Origin of the sequence: Vibrio amylolyticus (assembly GCF_023145695.1) — a bacterium.
Taxonomy (GTDB): Bacteria; Pseudomonadota; Gammaproteobacteria; order Enterobacterales; family Vibrionaceae; genus Vibrio; species Vibrio amylolyticus.
Window position 1 is genome coordinate 339477 of sequence record NZ_JAJHVV010000006.1, and the last position, 19315, is coordinate 358791.

At 41.9% G+C, this 19315-nt stretch carries 18 protein-coding genes and 1 pseudogene; 15 read left to right on the plus strand and 4 right to left on the minus strand.

Going from position 1 to position 19315, the window contains the following annotated elements; genetic code table 11:
* Positions 1-31 precede the first annotated feature (31 nt).
* The 6 genes from KP803_RS11820 to KP803_RS11845 all read left to right on the plus strand — a co-directional run bounded on the left by KP803_RS11820 (position 32) and on the right by KP803_RS11845 (position 5171).
* Positions 32-787 carry a class I SAM-dependent methyltransferase gene (locus KP803_RS11820; RefSeq protein ID WP_248009037.1) on the plus strand — a complete coding sequence of 252 codons (756 nt, stop codon included), beginning with the start codon at positions 32-34 and terminating at the stop codon, positions 785-787.
* 146 nt (positions 788-933) lie between these two features.
* On the plus strand, positions 934-1638 hold the full coding sequence (locus tag KP803_RS11825) for an EamA family transporter (protein ID WP_248009038.1): 705 nt from the start codon (positions 934-936) through the stop codon (positions 1636-1638).
* An 835-nt stretch (positions 1639-2473) separates the two neighbouring features.
* Positions 2474-3760, plus strand: a complete 1287-nt coding sequence (locus tag KP803_RS11830) for an aromatic amino acid transport family protein (protein ID WP_248009039.1) — start codon at positions 2474-2476, stop codon at positions 3758-3760.
* Between the two features lie 465 nt (positions 3761-4225).
* Positions 4226-4468, plus strand: a complete 243-nt coding sequence (locus tag KP803_RS11835; protein ID WP_248009040.1) for a DUF4177 domain-containing protein — start codon at positions 4226-4228, stop codon at positions 4466-4468.
* Complete coding sequence (yidD, locus tag KP803_RS11840; RefSeq protein WP_248009041.1) at positions 4468-4674, plus strand: membrane protein insertion efficiency factor YidD; 207 nt, start codon at positions 4468-4470, stop codon at positions 4672-4674. The genes KP803_RS11835 and yidD overlap by 1 nt, the downstream gene beginning before the upstream one ends.
* A gap of 155 nt (positions 4675-4829) precedes the next feature.
* On the plus strand, positions 4830-5171 hold the full coding sequence (locus KP803_RS11845; protein WP_248009042.1) for a hypothetical protein: 342 nt from the start codon (positions 4830-4832) through the stop codon (positions 5169-5171).
* Positions 5172-5295: 124 nt separating this feature from the next.
* Here the strand turns inward: KP803_RS11845 and KP803_RS11850 are convergent, their stop codons facing one another.
* Positions 5296-6081 (minus strand): AraC family transcriptional regulator, encoded by a 786-nt coding sequence (locus KP803_RS11850; protein WP_248009043.1) that lies wholly within the window; start codon positions 6079-6081, stop codon positions 5296-5298.
* A 96-nt stretch (positions 6082-6177) separates the two neighbouring features.
* Between KP803_RS11850 and KP803_RS11855 the strand changes: the two genes are divergently transcribed.
* The 5 genes from KP803_RS11855 (at position 6178) to KP803_RS11875 (ending at position 11474) form a co-directional block, all read left to right on the plus strand.
* Entirely contained in the window at positions 6178-7296 is a 1119-nt protein-coding gene (locus tag KP803_RS11855) for a multidrug effflux MFS transporter (protein WP_248009044.1), read from the plus strand.
* 464 nt (positions 7297-7760) lie between these two features.
* Positions 7761-9041, plus strand: coding sequence for an aminotransferase class I/II-fold pyridoxal phosphate-dependent enzyme (locus tag KP803_RS11860; RefSeq protein ID WP_248009045.1), 1281 nt, complete (start codon positions 7761-7763; stop codon positions 9039-9041).
* Complete coding sequence (locus tag KP803_RS11865) at positions 9041-9802, plus strand: TauD/TfdA dioxygenase family protein (protein ID WP_248009046.1); 762 nt, start codon at positions 9041-9043, stop codon at positions 9800-9802. Before KP803_RS11860 ends, KP803_RS11865 begins: the two co-directional genes overlap by 1 nt.
* Before the next feature lie 2 nt (positions 9803-9804).
* Positions 9805-10665: a beta-ketoacyl-[acyl-carrier-protein] synthase family protein gene (locus tag KP803_RS11870; protein ID WP_248009047.1), complete on the plus strand. Its 861-nt coding sequence runs from the start codon at positions 9805-9807 to the stop codon at positions 10663-10665.
* Positions 10653-11474, plus strand: a complete 822-nt coding sequence (locus KP803_RS11875; protein WP_248009048.1) for a DMT family transporter — start codon at positions 10653-10655, stop codon at positions 11472-11474. Before KP803_RS11870 ends, KP803_RS11875 begins: the two co-directional genes overlap by 13 nt.
* Before the next feature lie 897 nt (positions 11475-12371).
* Here KP803_RS11875 and KP803_RS11880 read toward each other — a convergent pair.
* Together KP803_RS11880 and KP803_RS11885 are read right to left on the minus strand one after the other, a co-directional pair.
* A complete protein-coding gene (locus tag KP803_RS11880; protein WP_248009049.1) occupies positions 12372-13343 on the minus strand; it encodes an ABC transporter substrate-binding protein in 972 nt (323 codons plus the stop codon).
* A gap of 223 nt (positions 13344-13566) precedes the next feature.
* Positions 13567-15498, minus strand: a pseudogene (locus tag KP803_RS11885) (sensor histidine kinase).
* Between the two features lie 242 nt (positions 15499-15740).
* On the opposite strand from KP803_RS11885, the gene KP803_RS11890 reads away from it, so the two are divergent.
* From KP803_RS11890 to KP803_RS11900, 4 genes are all read left to right on the plus strand, one after another.
* Positions 15741-16223 carry a nucleoside/nucleotide kinase family protein gene (locus tag KP803_RS11890; protein ID WP_248009050.1) on the plus strand — a complete coding sequence of 161 codons (483 nt, stop codon included), beginning with the start codon at positions 15741-15743 and terminating at the stop codon, positions 16221-16223.
* Between the two features lie 362 nt (positions 16224-16585).
* Positions 16586-16822 carry a hypothetical protein gene (locus tag KP803_RS11895; protein ID WP_248009051.1) on the plus strand — a complete coding sequence of 79 codons (237 nt, stop codon included), beginning with the start codon at positions 16586-16588 and terminating at the stop codon, positions 16820-16822.
* Positions 16822-16956: a hypothetical protein gene (locus KP803_RS21925; protein WP_282437256.1), complete on the plus strand. Its 135-nt coding sequence runs from the start codon at positions 16822-16824 to the stop codon at positions 16954-16956. The genes KP803_RS11895 and KP803_RS21925 overlap by 1 nt, the downstream gene beginning before the upstream one ends.
* A complete protein-coding gene (locus KP803_RS11900; protein WP_248009052.1) occupies positions 16956-17363 on the plus strand; it encodes a hypothetical protein in 408 nt (135 codons plus the stop codon). Before KP803_RS21925 ends, KP803_RS11900 begins: the two co-directional genes overlap by 1 nt.
* Before the next feature lie 719 nt (positions 17364-18082).
* On the opposite strand, the gene KP803_RS11905 is transcribed toward KP803_RS11900, so the two are convergent.
* Entirely contained in the window at positions 18083-18943 is an 861-nt protein-coding gene (locus tag KP803_RS11905; RefSeq protein ID WP_248009053.1) for an RHS repeat domain-containing protein, read from the minus strand.
* Between the last annotated feature and the right edge of the window lie 372 nt (positions 18944-19315).

Sequence of the window (19315 nt, forward strand, 5' to 3'; positions counted from 1 at the left end):
GAAAACAGAGGCCTGAACGAAAATGAACAATATGGACGATCGTTGGAACAAATTACTATGGCATGATGAAAAACACTTCTCTATTGAAGAGATTCATTTTCATTTAGTGTCTTGGGGTAGCCCTAAAAAGAAAACCACAATAAACAACTTCGTTTTGGTTAAAGACCCGTTATTCTCCCAATCAATGGCTCGAATTTGCGCGCCGTTAACGCCTAAACACATTCTTGAGTTTGGGGTGTATCACGGTGCTAGTCTGGTGTTGTTGGATAAAGTTTTTGCCCCCAGCAGCATAGTCGGTATTGATGAGCGTCAAGAGCATCCCGTTTTAAGCCAATATAGGAAGGGCGCGTCAGCACATGCTGAGATAACGCCGTATTGCGGAATAAAGCAAGATGATGTGGAAAAGTTAAATCAAATCCTGGAGCTACACTTTCCGAAAAAAGATGTGGATCTGATCATCGATGATTGCAGCCATTTATATGAGCCTACCAAAACTGCGTTTGTCACCTCCTTTCCATACCTTAAATCAGGAGGCATATACATTATAGAAGATTGGGGGTGGGCGCACTGGCTTGGGGTTTTTCAAGAGACAACGCCATTTCCCGGGATCCCTCTAAGCAAATTGATTTTTGAATTGCTTATGCTGCAAAGCGTCATTCCAAATGTTATCGCCAAAATTGAAACAGACTATAATCATGTCGCCATTACAAAAGGGGAGCAGGGCAATGAGACAAACCTGTTTGACCTTATAAGGTGTAAAGCGTCGATTGAAATTAACAAGCAATGAGCACGTCTTACTCGATTTTGGCCCTGGCTATGTTATTGGGCTCATTGGATAAATGGCTTTCACGTATTTGTTTAAAAAAGACGCCATTGTGCAATGAGTATTTATTCGCCTATCAAATAACATGCAGCGTTTTGGTCGGGGTATTTATGGCTATTGAATTAGGCCATGCTCGCATACTATTCGATGATGAGACTAACCCGTGGGCGCTCGCGTTTTTGATCCTTGCCAGTATTTTCTCCTGGATGGGGTTTGCTTACTCTACGTTCAGAGCGCGCGCTTCAACGGAATTAGGCATTGTTTCTGTTATCTCAAAAACCAAGGTGGTTTGGAGCGTTCTGTTCGGCATTGTTTTTTTTAATGAGAGTCTGACCTCCTTGCAAGTCTTAGGAGGGCTGCTGATACTGCTTGCGTCAATGCTCATCGGTAAACCCAGCCAAGTAAGCCTCCGTTTATTGACTCATTTACACGCTTGGCTCGCCCCGATATTTCTAACCATAGCGATGGGCGTTGATAAAACACTAACCGAGTATTTACCTTCCAGCGTGATCTTGTTTATCGGGTTTTCTGGGACGGCTCTTTTAACGCCAATACTCTTTAAAATTCGTTATGATTTGATAAAAGAGGTCGCGCTAAATGCAATGATAACAGCCGCTTGTGGCTCTATAAGCTACTACCTGTTATTAAAAGTGCTCAACATGAGCGCCTTTAGTGTCGTTATGGCTTTGTTTCAATGCGCCTTTATGTTGGATATGATTTTTGGCTACTTTGTCTTAAATGAACATACTCACCTTAAAAGAAAAATGGCGTCTTGTTTACTCGCTACCCTTGGCATTTTGACGCTTGTCTCGTGAACGCATCGACTTGGCCCATTTGGATCGCTTTTGTTTAAGAACTCTCGTTGAGCGCACCTTTGAACCACGTCCTCTATAGGATTAGAGAGCCGTTCGCTTTTTCTATAAGTGAGGATCGGTCGTTTCAAATCCTGAACGCCATGTTCAGGCTAACTAATGCTCAGGTTAATTTGGTTTTCGATCGATTCGTTTCAGTGTTCATTAAGATAAATCGAAAGAAAAGAGGCGATGGAGTACTCTTTAATGAGGTGCTCCATCGCCGATGCAGCAGTGAGTGTAAGTAAAGCAAAGGGCGGGTTTGTTTAACGTACGGTTAATGCTGCGTTCAAGTAAATAGGATGACGGGGTGAGGGTGCCGAGTAGTCGTTGCTTGACACAGACCTGAACTAGGTTAGTCCCGTCTCGCTATTTACATGGCTAAAATGACACGATAGTACTGAGTGAGGTAGTAAATAATCGGTAATTAATTTGCTATATACCCTAGGTCATATTCAACAAAGAGTGGTTTTGCTGTCTTGTTGCCGATAGGCTAATTCTGACCTTCTTAAAACTTTATTCATTTTAGCAGGTGGTGATATCTCTACGAAATCTATTTTATCTCATCACCGCTACTCGTAGCATTTATATATTCAACGTCCTTTAGCGTTGATAGCAAGTATATACCAGCAATAAATAACCATTATTTAGGACCTCTAACTCTTGATACGTGCGACCATCTGTTCGCAAGATATTGGTAGCATCTTGAGATCTTGAGGAGTGAGTAAGTTCTTAAGTTATTGTCTTGGTATGGGCGGAGGTGAATCTGATGAAGAATTAAAATTAAGTGGAGCTAATAATGGATAATATGTTTGGTAATGAGTCAGTTAATCAAAAACAAAGCAAAAAACCTAAGTTATTGGGAGGGTGCAGTATAATTGCTTGCATCTGTGTCGGCACTGGCACGCTAACTCTCCCTGCCGCTGGAGCGGGCGCTTGGACTATTTGGTCAATACTCACCCTTTTAGGCGTCATGGCCATTATGATCTCAAGCGGGTGTATTTTGTTAGAAGCCCTAAAGGCTTACCCATATCGTTCATCTTATTCGACCGTGACTAAAGATATATTGGGTAATCGCATTGCGCTTATAAATAATTTGGCAGTCTATTTTGTTGGAGTGATCCTTCTCTATGCATATATCACCGTTTCTGGACTGATTTTAGAGGAATATGTAAGCATAAATGCCCCTGTTGCATCAGTGTTGTTTGTCTTGGTATTTTCGTTCTTAATTTGGCACTCTACAAAGTGGGTTGATAGAGCATCACTTGTACTACTCTTGGTGATGGTGTTTACTTTTATATTCGCTATTTTAGGCCTTGTAAAGGACATCAATGTCGACTTTCTGATGTATTACGATCCTAGCGGATCCCAAAGCAAATATGTACTTTCATTCCTGCCTATTGCTCTTGCAGCGTTTGGGTTTCATCACGCTGTTTCGACAATGCGAGACTATTATCGTGATGAATATGTCGCTCAGAGAGCGTTAGTCGGTGGCGCTCTGATCGCACTGGCAGTATATGTTATTTGGGTACTCAGTATTTACGGCAATATAGAGCGATCTAGCTTTTGGGACATTAATGCTGCTGGTGGCAACGTTGACTCTTTGATGTTGGCGATAATTGAGGGATTGCAGGATGAAGCATTAACTATTGTGATCGGTTCATTTTCATCAGCGGCTATCTTGTCGAGTTTTATCGGTGTGGGGCTAGGGCTATTTGACTTTCTTGCTGACGTTTTTAAGTTTGGAAACTCTCGTATTGATAGGACCAAAACATGGGCTGTAACATTTTTACCACCATTGATATGCTCTCTACTTTATCCGATGGGGTTTCTTATCTCGATTGGATATGTAGCTCCATTTGCAGCTACCTGGACATGTATAATCCCAGTTCTGATAGTGAGAAAATTGCGTAAAGATTCTCTGATGGGATCTAATACTGAAACTCAACCTAGCTCAAGTGCTAGTCAATATCGATTTGCGGGTGGAAACGGCGCTCTTTTTGTTGTTTTCTCATTCGGGGTTTCGATCGTCCTCATTCAATTTTTGGATATACTTGAACTATTGCCTCGTTTTGGCGTTTCTTAATGGTATTCGCGCTGGGGTAGTTTGTACTTCATTTTACTAGCAGGTTTACTGCTTATTTCTGAGCCGCGCACATGAAAGTGCTAAGGTTGGCTAGAGCCAAAGCGAATATTTGGGTCTTTTGTTGTTAAGAAGATGATGGATCTTAAAGGTCTATCTAGCTCTCCAATTTTATTACTTTTTCATGTCCTGCTTTCCCCCTAAGAATCAAGGCTCAATCGTGCTTGGAACAAAGCTTATCGGAGCGCTAGCCTGATATGTTTTTGTAACTCAATATTAAGCCAAAACAACTAACGAACAGCCTTGGCTTACAAGACGGGATTTTTTCGTAATCCTCTATCAAACTTCAAATAAAGCATTGATACATAGTGAGTTACCTATGATGCTTGAGCAAGATAGAGGGAAAGCAAAAGCGGAATTATTCCGTCTAATAAGCGTTAAATTTTTTACCATTCAGGAGGAGTGATTATGTTTGAATATAAAATGGTACAAACTCCACCCAATATAGCCGTTGAAATGAAATCTCATAGAGGCAATGAAGCTGCGGCCTATTTAGAACGAGTAGTTAATGAGTACGCCGATGATGGGTGGGAATTTCAGCGAGTAGACAGTATAGGGGTTCAAGTGCAACCAGGGTGCATGGATTCTCTATTTGGTAAGAAAGTTCAAAATAATAGCTACTACGTGATTACATTTCGAAAAGAAAAGTAGTGTTAGTAAATGTATCGTTAAAATTAATTTATCTCTATCGTCTGATCGCACCTAGACGGTTTCGTGATTCATGTTTGTTTGAACCTACTTGTTCTGAGTATGCGATCCTTGCTCTTAATAAGTATGGCTTCTTCACGGGGTGGGTTTTAGCGCTCAGAAGGATTGGCCGATGTAAGCACCCAAATGGTGGAGTCGATCAGCTATAATATAACAAACGCTTCAAGCCGATTCGTAACGCTCGGCGCTTTTGGTATCAATGTAGGTTTTAGTGATTACGGTGTTAAATTTGGCGTGGGTGGAGCGTTACTCACGGTTTAGGCGGGAGTTATATGCCAATTCGAGAATAACGGAGAGATAGTCGATGGAAAAGTGGCTTATAGAGGCGAATGAAGCATTAGACGAAGCACTGTCTGCTATTTCTTTTGGTGAAATCTCCAAGGAAAACATGTACCAATTGGCATCAGTTCTCTATGCTAAACGAAATCAAATGAGCAATGATGCGTTGTTTGAAATGATGAACAATGAAATTGATGAACAAGTAGAAACAGATTGGTCATTCGATTCCAATTCAAAAAAACAATACAGATTTCACTTTGTATCATCTTATCTACTTTGTTATGTCATTGCGGGTAAAATCGACGAATTTTTCTATGATGAAGTGATGGACTATGTGAATGAAAACTTAGGTTTATTTGAAGATTAATTGGTCTTTAACAAGCACGTAAACGACTATGTCGTCAATAGCGAGTTTTTTACGTTGTCAGAAGATTGTTCCGAGAATGCCGTCTAACACGCTTTTGTTCAGTAATAATCTATACTGAGTTAGCTCACTTAAGAGGAACGGTACGGCTTTTTATAAAACTTAATGGTGTCTTCCCTGTTTGATACTTGAAAAAGGCGATGAAGGCGCTATCAGAAGAAAATTCCAGCCAATTGGCAACATCGCTAACTTGCATTTCTCTAGATAGTAATTCTATTGCCTTTAACAAGCGCCATTGCTGCCTCCAATCTTGGTAAGACATCCCTGTTTCTGCTTTAAATAATCTCGTGACAGTTTTGGTACTTGCACCTACGGAGTGAGCCAGTGTGGTAAGAGGCGGCACCAAAAAGAATTCTTGCATCACTTGTTGGCGGAATCTTTTTAATCGACGATCTGAGGGCATGGGTAATTGAAAAGAATGACATTTAGCCTCATAGAACTCTTCCCAAAAAAGAGCCGTCGTCTTTAGCTGTTCATTTTCAGGTTTATCCCATGCCCACAGTGCCATCTTATCAATGAGAGCCTTAAGCAAAGCGTTCACTTCTATCATAGTTATATTACTAGGACACTCAAAAACGGAGCAATCGAAATATACTGAACGATAAGCCACCACGTTCGTCATCATCGCTTGATGTTGGGTGTATGGCGGAATCCAGACAGCTTTTGTCGGCGGCAAAATGCAGATTGAGTTATCTAAAGCAAAGCTCATACATCCTTGAGGGGCATAAAGTAGTTGACCTTTCTCATGCTGGTGCATCCCCGAATCGTGTTTACCGATATCGGCAGCTATGCCCACAACGCTAGCTGCTAATTCATCTACATCAAATTGGGTTTGTTCATCAATAATTGCCATTTGTCCTAATCTTGTTGTTTTTGGTGTTAATGTTATTAATGGGTAAAGGATAGTCGAATCTATACTGTGTTCCTAATTTGTTTATGAAGACACAAGATGAACACAAAACCTTCTTTATTGTTGATGGTTGTAATGTTGATGTTTCCGCAAATCGTGGAAACTATTTACAGCCCAGCTTTGGGCTCTATTGCCAAATCATTTTCTGTAAGTGACTCCCAAGCAGCTCAAACGTTGTCAGTCTATTTTTTAGCCTTTGCTATTGGCGTTGTTGTATGGGGAGTGATGGCAGATAAACTTGGTAGGCGGCCAACAATGATAATCGGGCTGTTTGTTTACGGCTGTGCCTCATTGGCTGCTATGCAAACGCAAAGTTTTGCTTTAGTTATGATCGCGCGAGTATTCAGTGCATTTGGAATTGCTGTTGGCTCAGTTGTGACGCAGACTATGCTTCGTGATGCGTTTAGTGGCGAAGAGCTAGGAAAGGTCTTTAGCCTAATGGGGGTAGGGATCGCTATTAGTCCAGTGTTAGGAATGCTACTAGGTGGTCAACTTACAGCAATTGGCGGTCATCATTATGTGTTCATGGCACTATTTGTTATGGCGCTTTTGTTATTTTTGTACAATATATTTAAGCTCCCTGAGACTCAAAAGGACAGTCAGCGATTACAACTAGGTTCCTTAAGTGTTCGTATGTTGAAAGATTCGCACATATGGATGTCAGCACTATTAGTTGCATTATACAACATTGCACTATTCTCTTATTATCAGCTTGGCGCGTTTACTTTTAAGGAATTAGGGTTTAGCTCTGCTCAATTTGGTTACAGTGGCATCGTATTGGGACTTGGGACACTATTAGGCAGTTGCTTAAACAAAACTCTACTTTCTAAACAGGTGTCGCAACGTTCTCTTTTATGGGTTTCAGCAGTGCTCCTAAATATTGGCGCTATTGGGGTTTACACCCTATTTGACTCTATTAGGTTTTTAGCACCGATGTTGTTAGTGGTGATGTCCTTTGGTATTGCGATCCCTAATGTTTTGAGTGTTGCTTTAGTTGACTACAAACAACAAGCAGGTAGTTCTGGTGCTCTATTTGGGCTTCTGTATTACTTATTGATTGGTGGTGGCTTAGCTCTCGCAGGTGAGATTCAGAATTTAGGGGAGGTACTTGTAGTATGTGGTGTATTGATTGTATTAGTGATGTTATCACGTAGATAATTATATCAACATTTACACTAGGTAATGAATAAACTCCCCTTAATCACAGGGGAGTTTTTACGCTAATTGTAGAATAAACTAGATTATCAAGACTGGACGTATCATTGACTAGAGGCTTTTCAATACCTGTAGTTGTTCATTAGTTGCTAATTTACAAATACGATGACTCAATAATGTCCAATTCCTATTCAGCGAGCATGGCTGCTGAATTATTCCTGCCCACACTTGAATTAGCCATTTCTGTGTTGACGTATTCCTACCTTTATTGTTTTCAAGCTTCATTCCACAACCTTCAAGCTGTGTTTGTTGAACATGTAGATGTAGATGGATTAGTAACGCGATATTAAGAGCTTTTTCCGTGATCAATTAATAATCCATTATTAACCAATAATTTAGTCGACGTAAAAGTCTTAATTTTATCTACTTCATCTCGGCAAGTGCCTGTTTAACATGGAAAAATATTAATGGAAAGTTTGAGTAAACATCTATCATGCACACCTGATTGTGAACAGTTAGATACAAATGACGTAGATGCAAAGAAAAACAATTTATATGGGTTAGATATAATCCAATGCAAGAATAGTCGCCAGATAAAAATAAAGTTAGCCGATGGTCCTAAGTGGGTCATAGATTATTTGACTAACAGCCCTTTTTCTCTTCATGTTCATCCGCAAGTTATCAAAGGATCCGTTGGCGCTATTCAGAGTTTTGGAGCGATTCACGCCAGTGTTGCTAACGCACGTGCTGTCACAGGGGTTAATACTGAGATTACACGGCGACTATCTAGAATGAAGACAGGGGACGCCCAAAGTCGTCTCTATCCAACAACATTGTCTGCCAATATTGCGGTGGCAGGGGGGCTTGCTAGTGAATTGGTGGATAGCACAGCTGTTGTCCACACCAATGTTCACTCAACAGTTCAATTTGCTGTATCTGGTGCGTTCGATCCTCGACGAGTTATAAGGACCAAAAATACGGTAGAAGTGGCCAGTTCATTTGCTAAGACAACCAAACGTCCGGTTGTGATCATTGAAGATGGACTCTATTCCATGGGCAACTTTGCCGATTTTGAAGGCATAGGTCGATTTTTAGATGAGAACCCTAACGGTTGGGCTTGGTTTGATGATGCTCACTCTGTGGGAATGCATGGTCTAAATGGTCGTGGTGCGGCCATGGAAATGATGGAAAGGTATGCCGACAGAACGATTGTCACTGGGTCTTTAGGTAAAGCATTTGGTGCGGCAGGTGGTTTTATGGCTGCGTCAAAATATTTTACTCAGAATATGCTCGCAGTCTCTGTCTCGGATCGTTTTTCTTGTAATTTAGATGTGTCAGCCCAGGGTGCTGCGCTTACTGCGATGAAACTGATCGAAGACCCATCAGAATACAAACGCCTTCAAAGTGCGTTAACAGCTCGATTAGAACGTATTGATGCAAAGCTATGTGAAAAAGGAATAATGACCGAACAACATGGTACACCCATAGCGTATCGTGTTATTCCATTTTCAGGGCCACAAAAAGCTATCCAAGTTGCCGCCCAACTACTTAACGTTCATGGATTATTAACTACACCAGTCTATTACCCAACGATTGCTCGCGGAAAAGGGGCGATTCGTGTATCACTTTCTGTGGAACACCGTATGTCTGACATTGATGCACTGGTTTCTACACTAGCTGAGTTTCTGACGCCTAATCTGGTGACGAACCATAGCTACTCAGATCCTTCAAAGCTGAGGGTTATTTAATGATCCATCGTATTTCACTGGATGAGCTATGCGCTAAAACTGTTTCTGATTTCGGTGTGGTTTGTATTGACCTCGATGTACCACTATCTCCTGTAGAGTTTGTGCAAGCATCAAAAAAACTAGGTAGTGTGGTCCCATTTGAGCTTTCCAGATATCGACCTAACGAATATCCGAAAGAAGTTACACTGATTGATAATTTAGGGGATGGACTGACTGCTGCCCCTCCTTGTTTTGGAGAAGGCTGGCATCAGGACAGTTCATTTTTGCCTAATGCCCCCGAGTATACGTTGCTACATGCGCTTGATGTACCATCTGACGGTGGGGAAACACATTTTTCAGATACTCGACAGGGCTGGTCGCGTTTACCTGAGCCGTTACGTGAAGTTTTGCGAGGTTATGAATTGACTCATGCAGTCCGTGATTCGTATCGCTTGGTCCCTAAGGATGTTGGGCGTAGCTTAGGTGAACTATTGCACTCCTTACCCCATTCTTCACATCGTTTGGTCCAAAACCATCCACGCGTAGGTGAAACTTTGTTTTTGTCTCCACTATATACATCGAGAAATCTAACCGAGGATCAACAGGTGGGGTATTCGACCGTGTACAAAGAAGTTCTTAAAGACCAGGTGACACATTATTGGCAGCCATCCCAGATCTTAGCGTGGGATAACCGAGTAGTACTGCATTGCGCATCGGGTTATGCCGGCACCCAACGTAGACGCTTAATCCGAACCATGGTTCAAGATATTGGTGAGGAGTGATTATGGTCGCCCGAATTGCAGCAATGGCAACTTATATAGGTCAAACTAAGAGTGCTTCTGGTACAGCGATAGAGCCTCATTTGGACGAAATGGCGATGGGGAAATTGGTAGCAGATGAGGTTCTGTGCAAAATACCGATTGATCGTTCTTCAATTACGATGGTCATCTTTGCGAGCGCTGGTATTCGGCCGATATTTCCTAGCGGCGCAGCGAGCATTACTGCACATCTGGGACTGAATTGTAAGAGCTTTGATGTTCTGGCTGGATGTGGAGGTTTCGGTCAAGCAATAGAAATAGCATCGCTTATGGATGGTTCAATACTTGTTGTAACAGCGGACACATTATCTCGCACTGTCAGTCCAAATGAACCTTCTCATGAGCCGTTGAAACTATTTGCCGACGGAGCAGCAGCTGTTTTGATATCTCATGATGCATTAGCCGGTCATCGTATTATTAATGCATTTGGTGAAACTCAACCGTTTTGTCATTCTTATTATGGTGCGAGTCAGGGGTTAGTCAAACGCAGTCTACCTCCGACATTGAAACCTAAATTACGTGACGCTTACCTGAATGCATGGTTGTCAATAACAAGGGAGTTAATAAACCAAATAACGGTCAAGGAACGCCCTTGGGTTTACTGTAATCAAGGAGACCACCAACTGTTTGTACCATTTATGGAGGAAATTAAAAAAGATGTTCAGAGGATAATTCTAACTGGTCATGGTCATGCTGGTGGGGCAGATCCTTGGATTGGCTTGATGAATCATCCACTCGAACAAGGTCAGCATGCCATTATGTTGGCAAGTGGCATTGGCTTCCACTTTCATGGCTTACTACTGGAAATTGGCCAATGCAGAGTTTAACGCTTGGTATATTTGCGAGCTTACTCTCTGCTGCAATAGCACTCATCATTACAAGCATAGGGAGCCAGGCTGTCCATCCTCTCTGGCTTTTGATGATGCAATACGTAGTAGGGAGTGTAATCGCATTACCAAGAAATAGACCCGTAGTGAAACTTAGGTTACATGGGTGGCGTTTAATTACGGGGCTATGGGCATTTGGTGCTTATTATGTAGCGTTAGGTATTCAAGGAGCGAGTGCGGCAGAAGCGTCTATGATCCTAAATTCCGCGCCCATATTTGCAACGTTTTATGCTATTAGTCAGATAAGAGCTCGCTTGAGTGCAATCATCGCTTTTATTGGTATTAGCATGATGCTGTCGGCAAATGAAGCCTATATTGAATTTGAACTATGGCAATTGTTGGCATTGTCGGCTGCGTTAGCCTATGCCGCTTCGTTTGTAATATTGGGTAGGTTATCGAACTTAGGGGAACATCCGAATACGACGAACTCAATTTATAATCTGCTAGCAGGACTCGCGATTGGAATTCTATTGCTCGTCTATCAGCCAGCTCTACCTACCAGTTGGTGGCCGGTATTCGCGGTGGGTGGCATAGCTGCTTTGCGGATCCAAGTATTAACTTTCGCAGCTAGCTCTGTAGAAACGTCTGCACGGGTTTCCGTATTAACCAATTTGGCGTTCGTCTGGCTAGCATTGGTGGAGTGGTTTCAAGGGCGAATGTACAGTCCATTTGAATGGGTAGCAATGGTATTAGTAGTGGCAGCAATGGGGTTAATGAGACCAAATCACGAGAAGTCGAATAGAAAGTGAGGAGGGCAGAATATTGATACCAAGGTTTTTAAGACGGTTAAGTTTGAATAAGTTAACGCTTATGTTCAAACTGAGCTCGAACAGTTACTTGTAGTGATGGGTGAAAGTGGTTTCTATGTTAGAGGTTTTGCAATGCTCTAAATAACCCACTAAATCTTAATCTAGAAGAATAACTGCTTTATTTTTTACCCCTTTGTGTTTTAGCGCGATTACTCAGCAACGGGTCGCGCTACTGAGTTTAAGAAACTTATAGTTATGTCTGGCTGTTGAACGGTTCTGCTCGTAACTGGACAAAAATAAATCAGCACGCAATAACATTATGTAAAAAGCTATTTGTTGAGGAGGGTTAAGATTAATGAGAGAGGATACTTAAGAGAACTACGAATTTCGAATCTTTGAAAGTCAGATAACCTTAACAAATCCAAACTTGGTAAATTGCTGATCAAATGATGGCCAATTAGCCTCAATCACTACATGTTTAACGCTTGATATATAAAAAACATGCTAGCGCTGAAAAAAATGGCTACAGACCGACTGTACAGTCACTGTAGCCAAGGTGAACAAAAAATAAACAAAATACCAATTCAGACTTATTACCAACGCGATACAGAAAGAGTACAGGTGATGCGTAAAGGAAGTATGTACTTTCCTGTGACAACTCACGTTACTAACCTTATCGAGTATGCACCTATGATATGAAACTAGAAGTAAATAATTACTAAATTATCTAATATTATTTTATTGGGGCGTACAAAATGGTGACTTTGTTTCAGATCTGGATCATTCAATATTCACGCTTCTTTTGATTCCGCGAGACGCTGAAATGGGCACCATTTCCCGTGGGCAGATCGGCGAGTGATCGTGACTGCCCACATTTAAATCTCGTGCACTTCACACTCAATCTATTGCAGACCAACTAGAAGGGGGGGTTAAGTTCCAACGCGCTGCTTCTTGTCGACTATACATGGCTTTTCCTTTTTCACCCGTTTTAATTGGGATTTTAGAGGCTGATTTACCTTGGAGTATCTGCTCAGCAATTGCCCCGGCAGCAGACCCTTGGCTTTCCCCAAATAATACGATGCCACCGATAGTTTTGCCTTGACCTACAGAAAAATCCCAGAAACCAAAAATGGGAATAGGACTATGCTGGTTTGTCCAAGACAACACATTGTTGGCGTCGACATTATTGAGTTGTTCATCTACCAGCGTGTGGTACAACCCTATAACAATGGCCTGGTACCCATCTTTTTTGGCGTCAGTCACTAAGCTTTTCCACTCACTAATGGTTTCAACATTGTAGGTCGTGATCTCCACCTTTAACTGCCGAAGGGCGCCCTCAAACTGGGTAGAAATAAAGGTGTTGGCTATGTGGGACGTAGTACCAGAATCAAAAAGCACTAACACTTTGCCTTGGTCCATTTGCATCAACTGGGAAATGCTTTTTATGTTCTTGAGCAATAAAGGTCGCTCCAATATACCGGTGATTTCCGCTTGTCCCCTATACTCAGCAAGAAGTTCTCTAGGGTTCGAATTTATTCCTAAGAAAACAATACTAATGGGCTCGTTATAGAGTTTTGGTAACATGTATTTCAGGGCATTATCATCCCCAAGGAGCACGATATCTGGCTTATGATTTTGGTAATACTCCCAGGCTTTATCCGCCTTGTCGGCATATTGGCTTTGGGGGATACGCTTTGTGTCCATTTGAAAAGTCACCAATTCATGGTCGACATTGACGCGACTTTTTATTCCTTGGATGTATTCTTTATCCCAAGGAAACTCTGAGTGATAACTTTCAATGAGTAATATCTTTCCCGCGACAGCAGGAAAGCAAAAAAGGGTGAGTAATACGAGCAAAAATATTTTCATAATTTCTACGGCTTGTCGTCTGCTGTATACCCTAAAGTATAGTAGAGGGAAGGGTAACCGCTTTTGAATGACAAGCTTGGAGCGTGGCTTACACAAGGGTGATATTTATAAGGTATAAGGTATAGGGTATAGGGTGTGGAAATGTGATATTAATACCAAAGCTAACCTGTATTTGGGCTGGCTAAGTGTTGGCATAAAGGTCTATGCTTATTAGCTCGTACGTTTATTCTACCTTCATTTGGTGATTTTTCGGTATGATCATCGTTAATGTGATCCCTTGATCTGGCTGTGATTCAAAATGCAGTTGCCCGCACAGTTTTTGCTTTACTAAATTAAACACCAAATTTAGTCCCAGACCACTGCCACCCTTACCACGCCGGCTAGTGAAAAAAGGTTCGAATATTTTTTTATGTAATGAGTGATGAACGCCCGAACCATTATCTCGATACTCGAGAACAATATTATTTTCGTTTTGAAAGAAATGAATTGAGATTTTTGGGTCATCGTTATCTTCGAAGGCATGATGAATACTGTTCATCACTAAGTTGGATACAATTTGCGTGATCACACCCGGTAGGCTGTCCATCATGATACTGTCATCTCCATCTATGATTGGTGTGACAGGGACTTGCTTGGTTTCAGAACTCAAGGTGGTCATCAATGCGTCGAGAACTTGTTTTACATAAAAGGGGGTGCAAGCCTCGGACACTTGGTCAACGGATGTTTGTTTAAAATCATTGACCAATTTCGCCGCTCGATTGAGGTTTTTGTCTAATAGGGTGTTGCCGTCCTCCAGTTGGTTAACGAGCGCTTTAAAATCAGCGCTATTGAGTGTTTTATTGGAAAAGGCAGCATTTAGCTCGGCGGTGAGATCCTGTACATAAGAGGCCGTGGTTATGGCTATGCCTAATGGTGTGTTCACTTCGTGAGCTACTCCCGCGACTAACGCCCCAAGAGCGGCCAATTTTTCAGACTCGATCAATTGTGTCTGAGTGGCTTGCAGCTTTTCCATACTTTGTTTTAGATGCAATGTCCTAACTGCAACCGTCTTTTCCAGCGTCACGTTAAGTTGTTCCAATTCAAATAGAGTGGATTTGAGCGGCGTAATGTTAATGCTTGTTCCACGATAACCAATAAAGTCGCCGTGGCGAAACTTTGCTAACGCATGAAAAAGTACATAATAAGTGAGTCCGTTAATGATGATTGACTCTTCACACTTCGTAAAATCGGTTGTCGAACGAATTGCTTCATGTAATGAAAACAGGGTTTTAAATTGTGGCACATCAAAAATGAGTGGTTTGTCAAACTCGTTGATGTTCAGTGCTTGTAACATGGATTCAGAGCAGTATGTTAATCGCCCGTTTGCATCCGTTTCCCATAACCAGTCGGAGGAGACATGGGTAAAATCGCTCAGGCGCTCCTGTTCAAATTTTATGTTTGTGTACAGCTGCGTGACGTCTCTAGTTATCTTGTTGGCTTCATCGGCGAGCAAATTCAGCTCGTCATATTTCTCCATGATCCACGCTTTATGGACCAGTATAAGAGGATTAGACGGTTGTTTTGGGCTGTAGTCTCTTAGGTAGTTGGCGATTGAGAAAATCCGTCGATTTATGCTTTCATGGAACACCATGAGAATGAGGTAACATACCAGTAAGGTCTTAGCTGCATTCAGGGTCAAAGTGACTATGAATTGTCTGAGCAGTGTGTCATAAATTAATTGAGTGTCAGATTCAATATAGATTTGGCCGATCACTTCCGTTTCGGCTAAGTCCTGATTGGCATATTCTAGCGGGTAGGTGTTGGAAATAGAATCGCCACGAACTGGGACTCCAGCATCAAAGGATTAATCTTCGGAGTCGATCCGTAGATAATCTATTCTAGGAAGATCGACCAAGCCATCCATTCGCTCTTTTAGAACAACGATATCAAAGTCCCATAGCGATGAGGCGAGCAAAGGGGCGTGGACACGCCGTATTTCATAGTGCCGTTGGTCGACAGTATTGAACTCCTCGTGGTAATCCCAATAGATCTGCATCAGGGTTGTTAACAATGTAATCAAACCACTTAGAGCAATGATTATGACAATGATACGGCGACCGATTCGACTATAGAATGGGTTATGCCGACCATGTTCAAAAAGCTGACTTTTCCCCATGCTTACCTGATAGCCAAAACGATACTAATAGTATAGTTGTTGGCCACGGTTTTGCTGTGTATTGAGCGGTTCTCAAAGGCTGTGATAAGCACCTTACTGCCCCTATAGTGTTGCGCCCGATCTACAGCTCACTTTACCAGAGTATCTTTTGACTTACTTTGTCTCATGACTCTACTGTGTACAAAGGCTGGTAACATCAATCTGCGTCGAACTTAAAGTCGTGATAATTAGGAGTAGTGTGAGTGGTTATTCTTTTAAATGGATCCATCAATTCAGGAAAATCGACCATCGGTAATGCTTTTTGTACTCAACAGAAATTTGCATTTATTGAAGGTGATTCTCTTAGAGACTGCGTACGATGGATGGATCTTCAAGATTCAATTCAGTTAAGTTTGACCAATGCAGCTGCACTAGCGAGTAACTTTGAGGCTCAAGGTATAAATTCACTAATCGCATACCCATTAGATGAATTCAATTTTCAGTTTATAAAGGAACTATTAAGTGAGAATGTAGAAAAAATAGTTCCAATATCACTCACTCCATGTATTGATGTTTTACAGAGTAATCGTGGCAATAGGGTATTGTCTGATTGGGAAATTTCTAGGATTAGTGAACTTGTAGAAGGTGGCATTGCCTATTCAGGGTTTGGTACCCATATTGACAACTCGCTATTGTCGGTTGATGAAACAGTCGCAATGGTTTTAGAAATAGCGACATCAGCATAAACACAACTTAGAAATGCCCCCGTTCCGAGTTACAGACATTGGTTTGATACATTACTAATGTTTTACTTTCCCCAAGTATATGTCATACGAAAGTGTATCCCCCTTAGTACATTAACTAGCTCAAATTCAGTTCCCATCTCGCCTCACGGTGCTTATAAAATAACGAGCACACTAATTTAAACGGGCTGACCGATTAACAGATTCTGAGGCTCAAAAATGATATTCCCGAAGCCATGATAAGTAGTGTTAGCTATGTCTAAATAACAAATTCCAGATTAGTTTGGTTACCTGATTGAGCCTTCAGGGAATCAAGTGACCAAATGAAAACGGGCTTGACCGTTTAACTCATTAAGGGCTACATCATGAACTTTAAAACTCTTTCCACTTACCGTCGCTTGCTTCTTGTGGTTCACGCTGTCGCTGTCCTGTGTGGCGGCTTTACATTCTGGTACAACCTTGGGACAGAAGGCATCGGCGGCGCTATTGGTGGTGGTCTCGGTGGTGGTCTCGGTGGTGTGGCGTTTAATGTTCTATTTATCGTGGTTGACTTCATTGTCAGCGGCTCAGTAAGCCCACTTGAAGCAAAGGTGGCTAAATAATGAAGAACCTACGCACAACGCACAAGCTGCTGATAGTTATCGATGTCACTCTTCAGATTGGCCAAGTTGATTTTGAGATCGTGCTGTATCAATTGGGACAGTTCTTTAATCCATCAAATGAGATTAGATTTTAATGAAAAAACTACTACTAGCAGCACTAATCACGGCATCGTTCGCAGCTTCGGCAGAGACGGTAACACCTGAGCACGTTGCTCACTTAGACTCAAAAGCGAAGACATCGATCGGACTCACCCAGAACGGCGGGACAATCACAGGCTCATCGGCTTACTTGTCAGGCTACACGCTAAACTTCAAGACTGACGTTTCGGTTAATTACTCAATAGACCCTCAAGCGGCAGACATGAAGCTCTATGTTAGCAACGCCTTGCAAATGGCTTGCAATAAGATTAGAAACAACTCGGCAATGAACCAGATGGTAAGCAGAGCTGATAACGTTCACAGCATCGTCGTGAGCTACTCATACACAGGAACAAACAACCTGACCGCTTCAGGTTCAGAAGTTTGCATCACAGAGGGCTAAACAATGAAACTGCCCCAAAGTAATTTATCGCCAACGCACGAACAATACCTTTGTTCAAAATTCTACCCTTAATCACTCACAAATCGTGAGTGCATATTTATTCACTCATATTTTTGTGCAAGATATTTTTATTAAACTGATATACCAAACTGTAAGAGTGTAAATATAGGTGGGAATACCCGTAGGTTAGTTATGCATGAGATGTCCAAGCTGCTTATTGGCGTTCACCCCTGCGTTTATCTTCCAGACCGTTTTGTCGTTGTGCCAACGATCACCTGACCAAATGGGCTGTAACCTAATTGCATCGCTTGGGTGTCCCATAAAAAATGGTCTAGCCAAAAAGCTAGACCAATTTAAGCAATGAAAATCAAAGAAAATTTCTGCCCCACCATTAATGTTCTAAATGACCAGCAAGCAATGGATTGAAACATTCTGTAGTTATTGTTTATTGGTGCCTTCTCTTGCTCGAACTCCAAAGGTCGCAAAATACAACGAAACTATCAATATAGCAGAATGCTTGCGAACATAAGAATCAAACACATGGCTTCCTCGTTCGTATCTAAATCGATCCTGAGTAACACCTGTCTCAAGTGTTGTATAGACAGTTTCCAAACTTGAAAAAGAAATCATGAACAGGACAATCCTAGCAAATAATGCAAGTTTTTTTTCCAAGTGAATTTTAGTAAATGACTTAAACAAATTTTACTACCTTCCTATAGTTAACAATCGTCATCAAACAAACTACCGATGGAATCCTTAGCCCATTCTTTTAGACTATCAAACCACGTATTTTCTTTCGAGATTGCATTAGTACCTTTAGCTATTGTAGATATAGGGTCTATTATTCCATCAGGTATTTTGGCTTTTGCTAGCTCTATAGCAATATCTTTAGCTTTGTTATCACCAAGTAGAGAACCTAATGCCTCTGCGGTTTGACCAACTGCCAACAATGGTGCAGAGGCAGGTAGTGTATACGGGTGAATAGATGCCAAAAGTCCAGCCGTTGTAAAGTCACTGCCTATTGATCTGTAGATACCTCGCAACTCGATTTGCCTATCAGGCGTAAGTGTTAGTTGCATAGCATCATACTTTGGGCCTGTCCCATAATCATAGTCATCGTGGATACTAAATCCATAAAATTCGGATAATCCGAGCAAGTCGACCCAACTCAACGGATTACCACTTACATAACCATGCGCCAGCTGTTGGCTTGGGTCGCGTAGCAGTTGGTTAGCATTTAGCCCCGTAAACCGCATCAACTCATGCTGAATCTCTGTCGGCAGATAGGTGTTTTTGAAGTTCCAATAATCGGGCTGCACAAAGCGGCTGATGTATGGATTGTACCAACGCGCGTCTAAGTGCACTAACCCCGTATTGCCGTCGGTGTAACCACCCGTGTACTGGTAAGGCATCAACTGCCCAAGCTGCTTATTGGCATTCACCCCTGCGTTGATTTTCCACTGCGTTTTATCGCTGTGCTTACGATATACCTGACCAAATGGGCTGTAACCCAAACGCATCGCTTGAGTACCAGTCTCATCCAATACCTGAATCGCACTGCCTAATCGGTCGTGGTGCATATAAAGGTTAGACGCATCGGCCCCTTTTATCCCACTGGCTTTAACAAGTAAGTAACGGGGTCAGGTCTTGCCTTTTGCCTTATTAAAGAGAGTGGCCTAGCTTTTTGGCTGGGCCACTTTTTGTTTAGGGGCGAAGGAGGTTAGGTAACAGAACCAATTAATTGGGTAATAGCAAAAAGCAAGACCTGACCCCGAGTGTGTGACCCCGAGTGTGACTCTAGCTCTGTTTCGGATCGTACTATAGATAGCAGGAGTCAATATGGCTATCAGGAGTCTGGAGAGTACGCTGGTAGTTTTAAGCGTCCGGAAGTAGATGATACCAAGCTGGAAAACATAGTAAATGATGTTTATAAAGGAGATCGGCATTCTTCC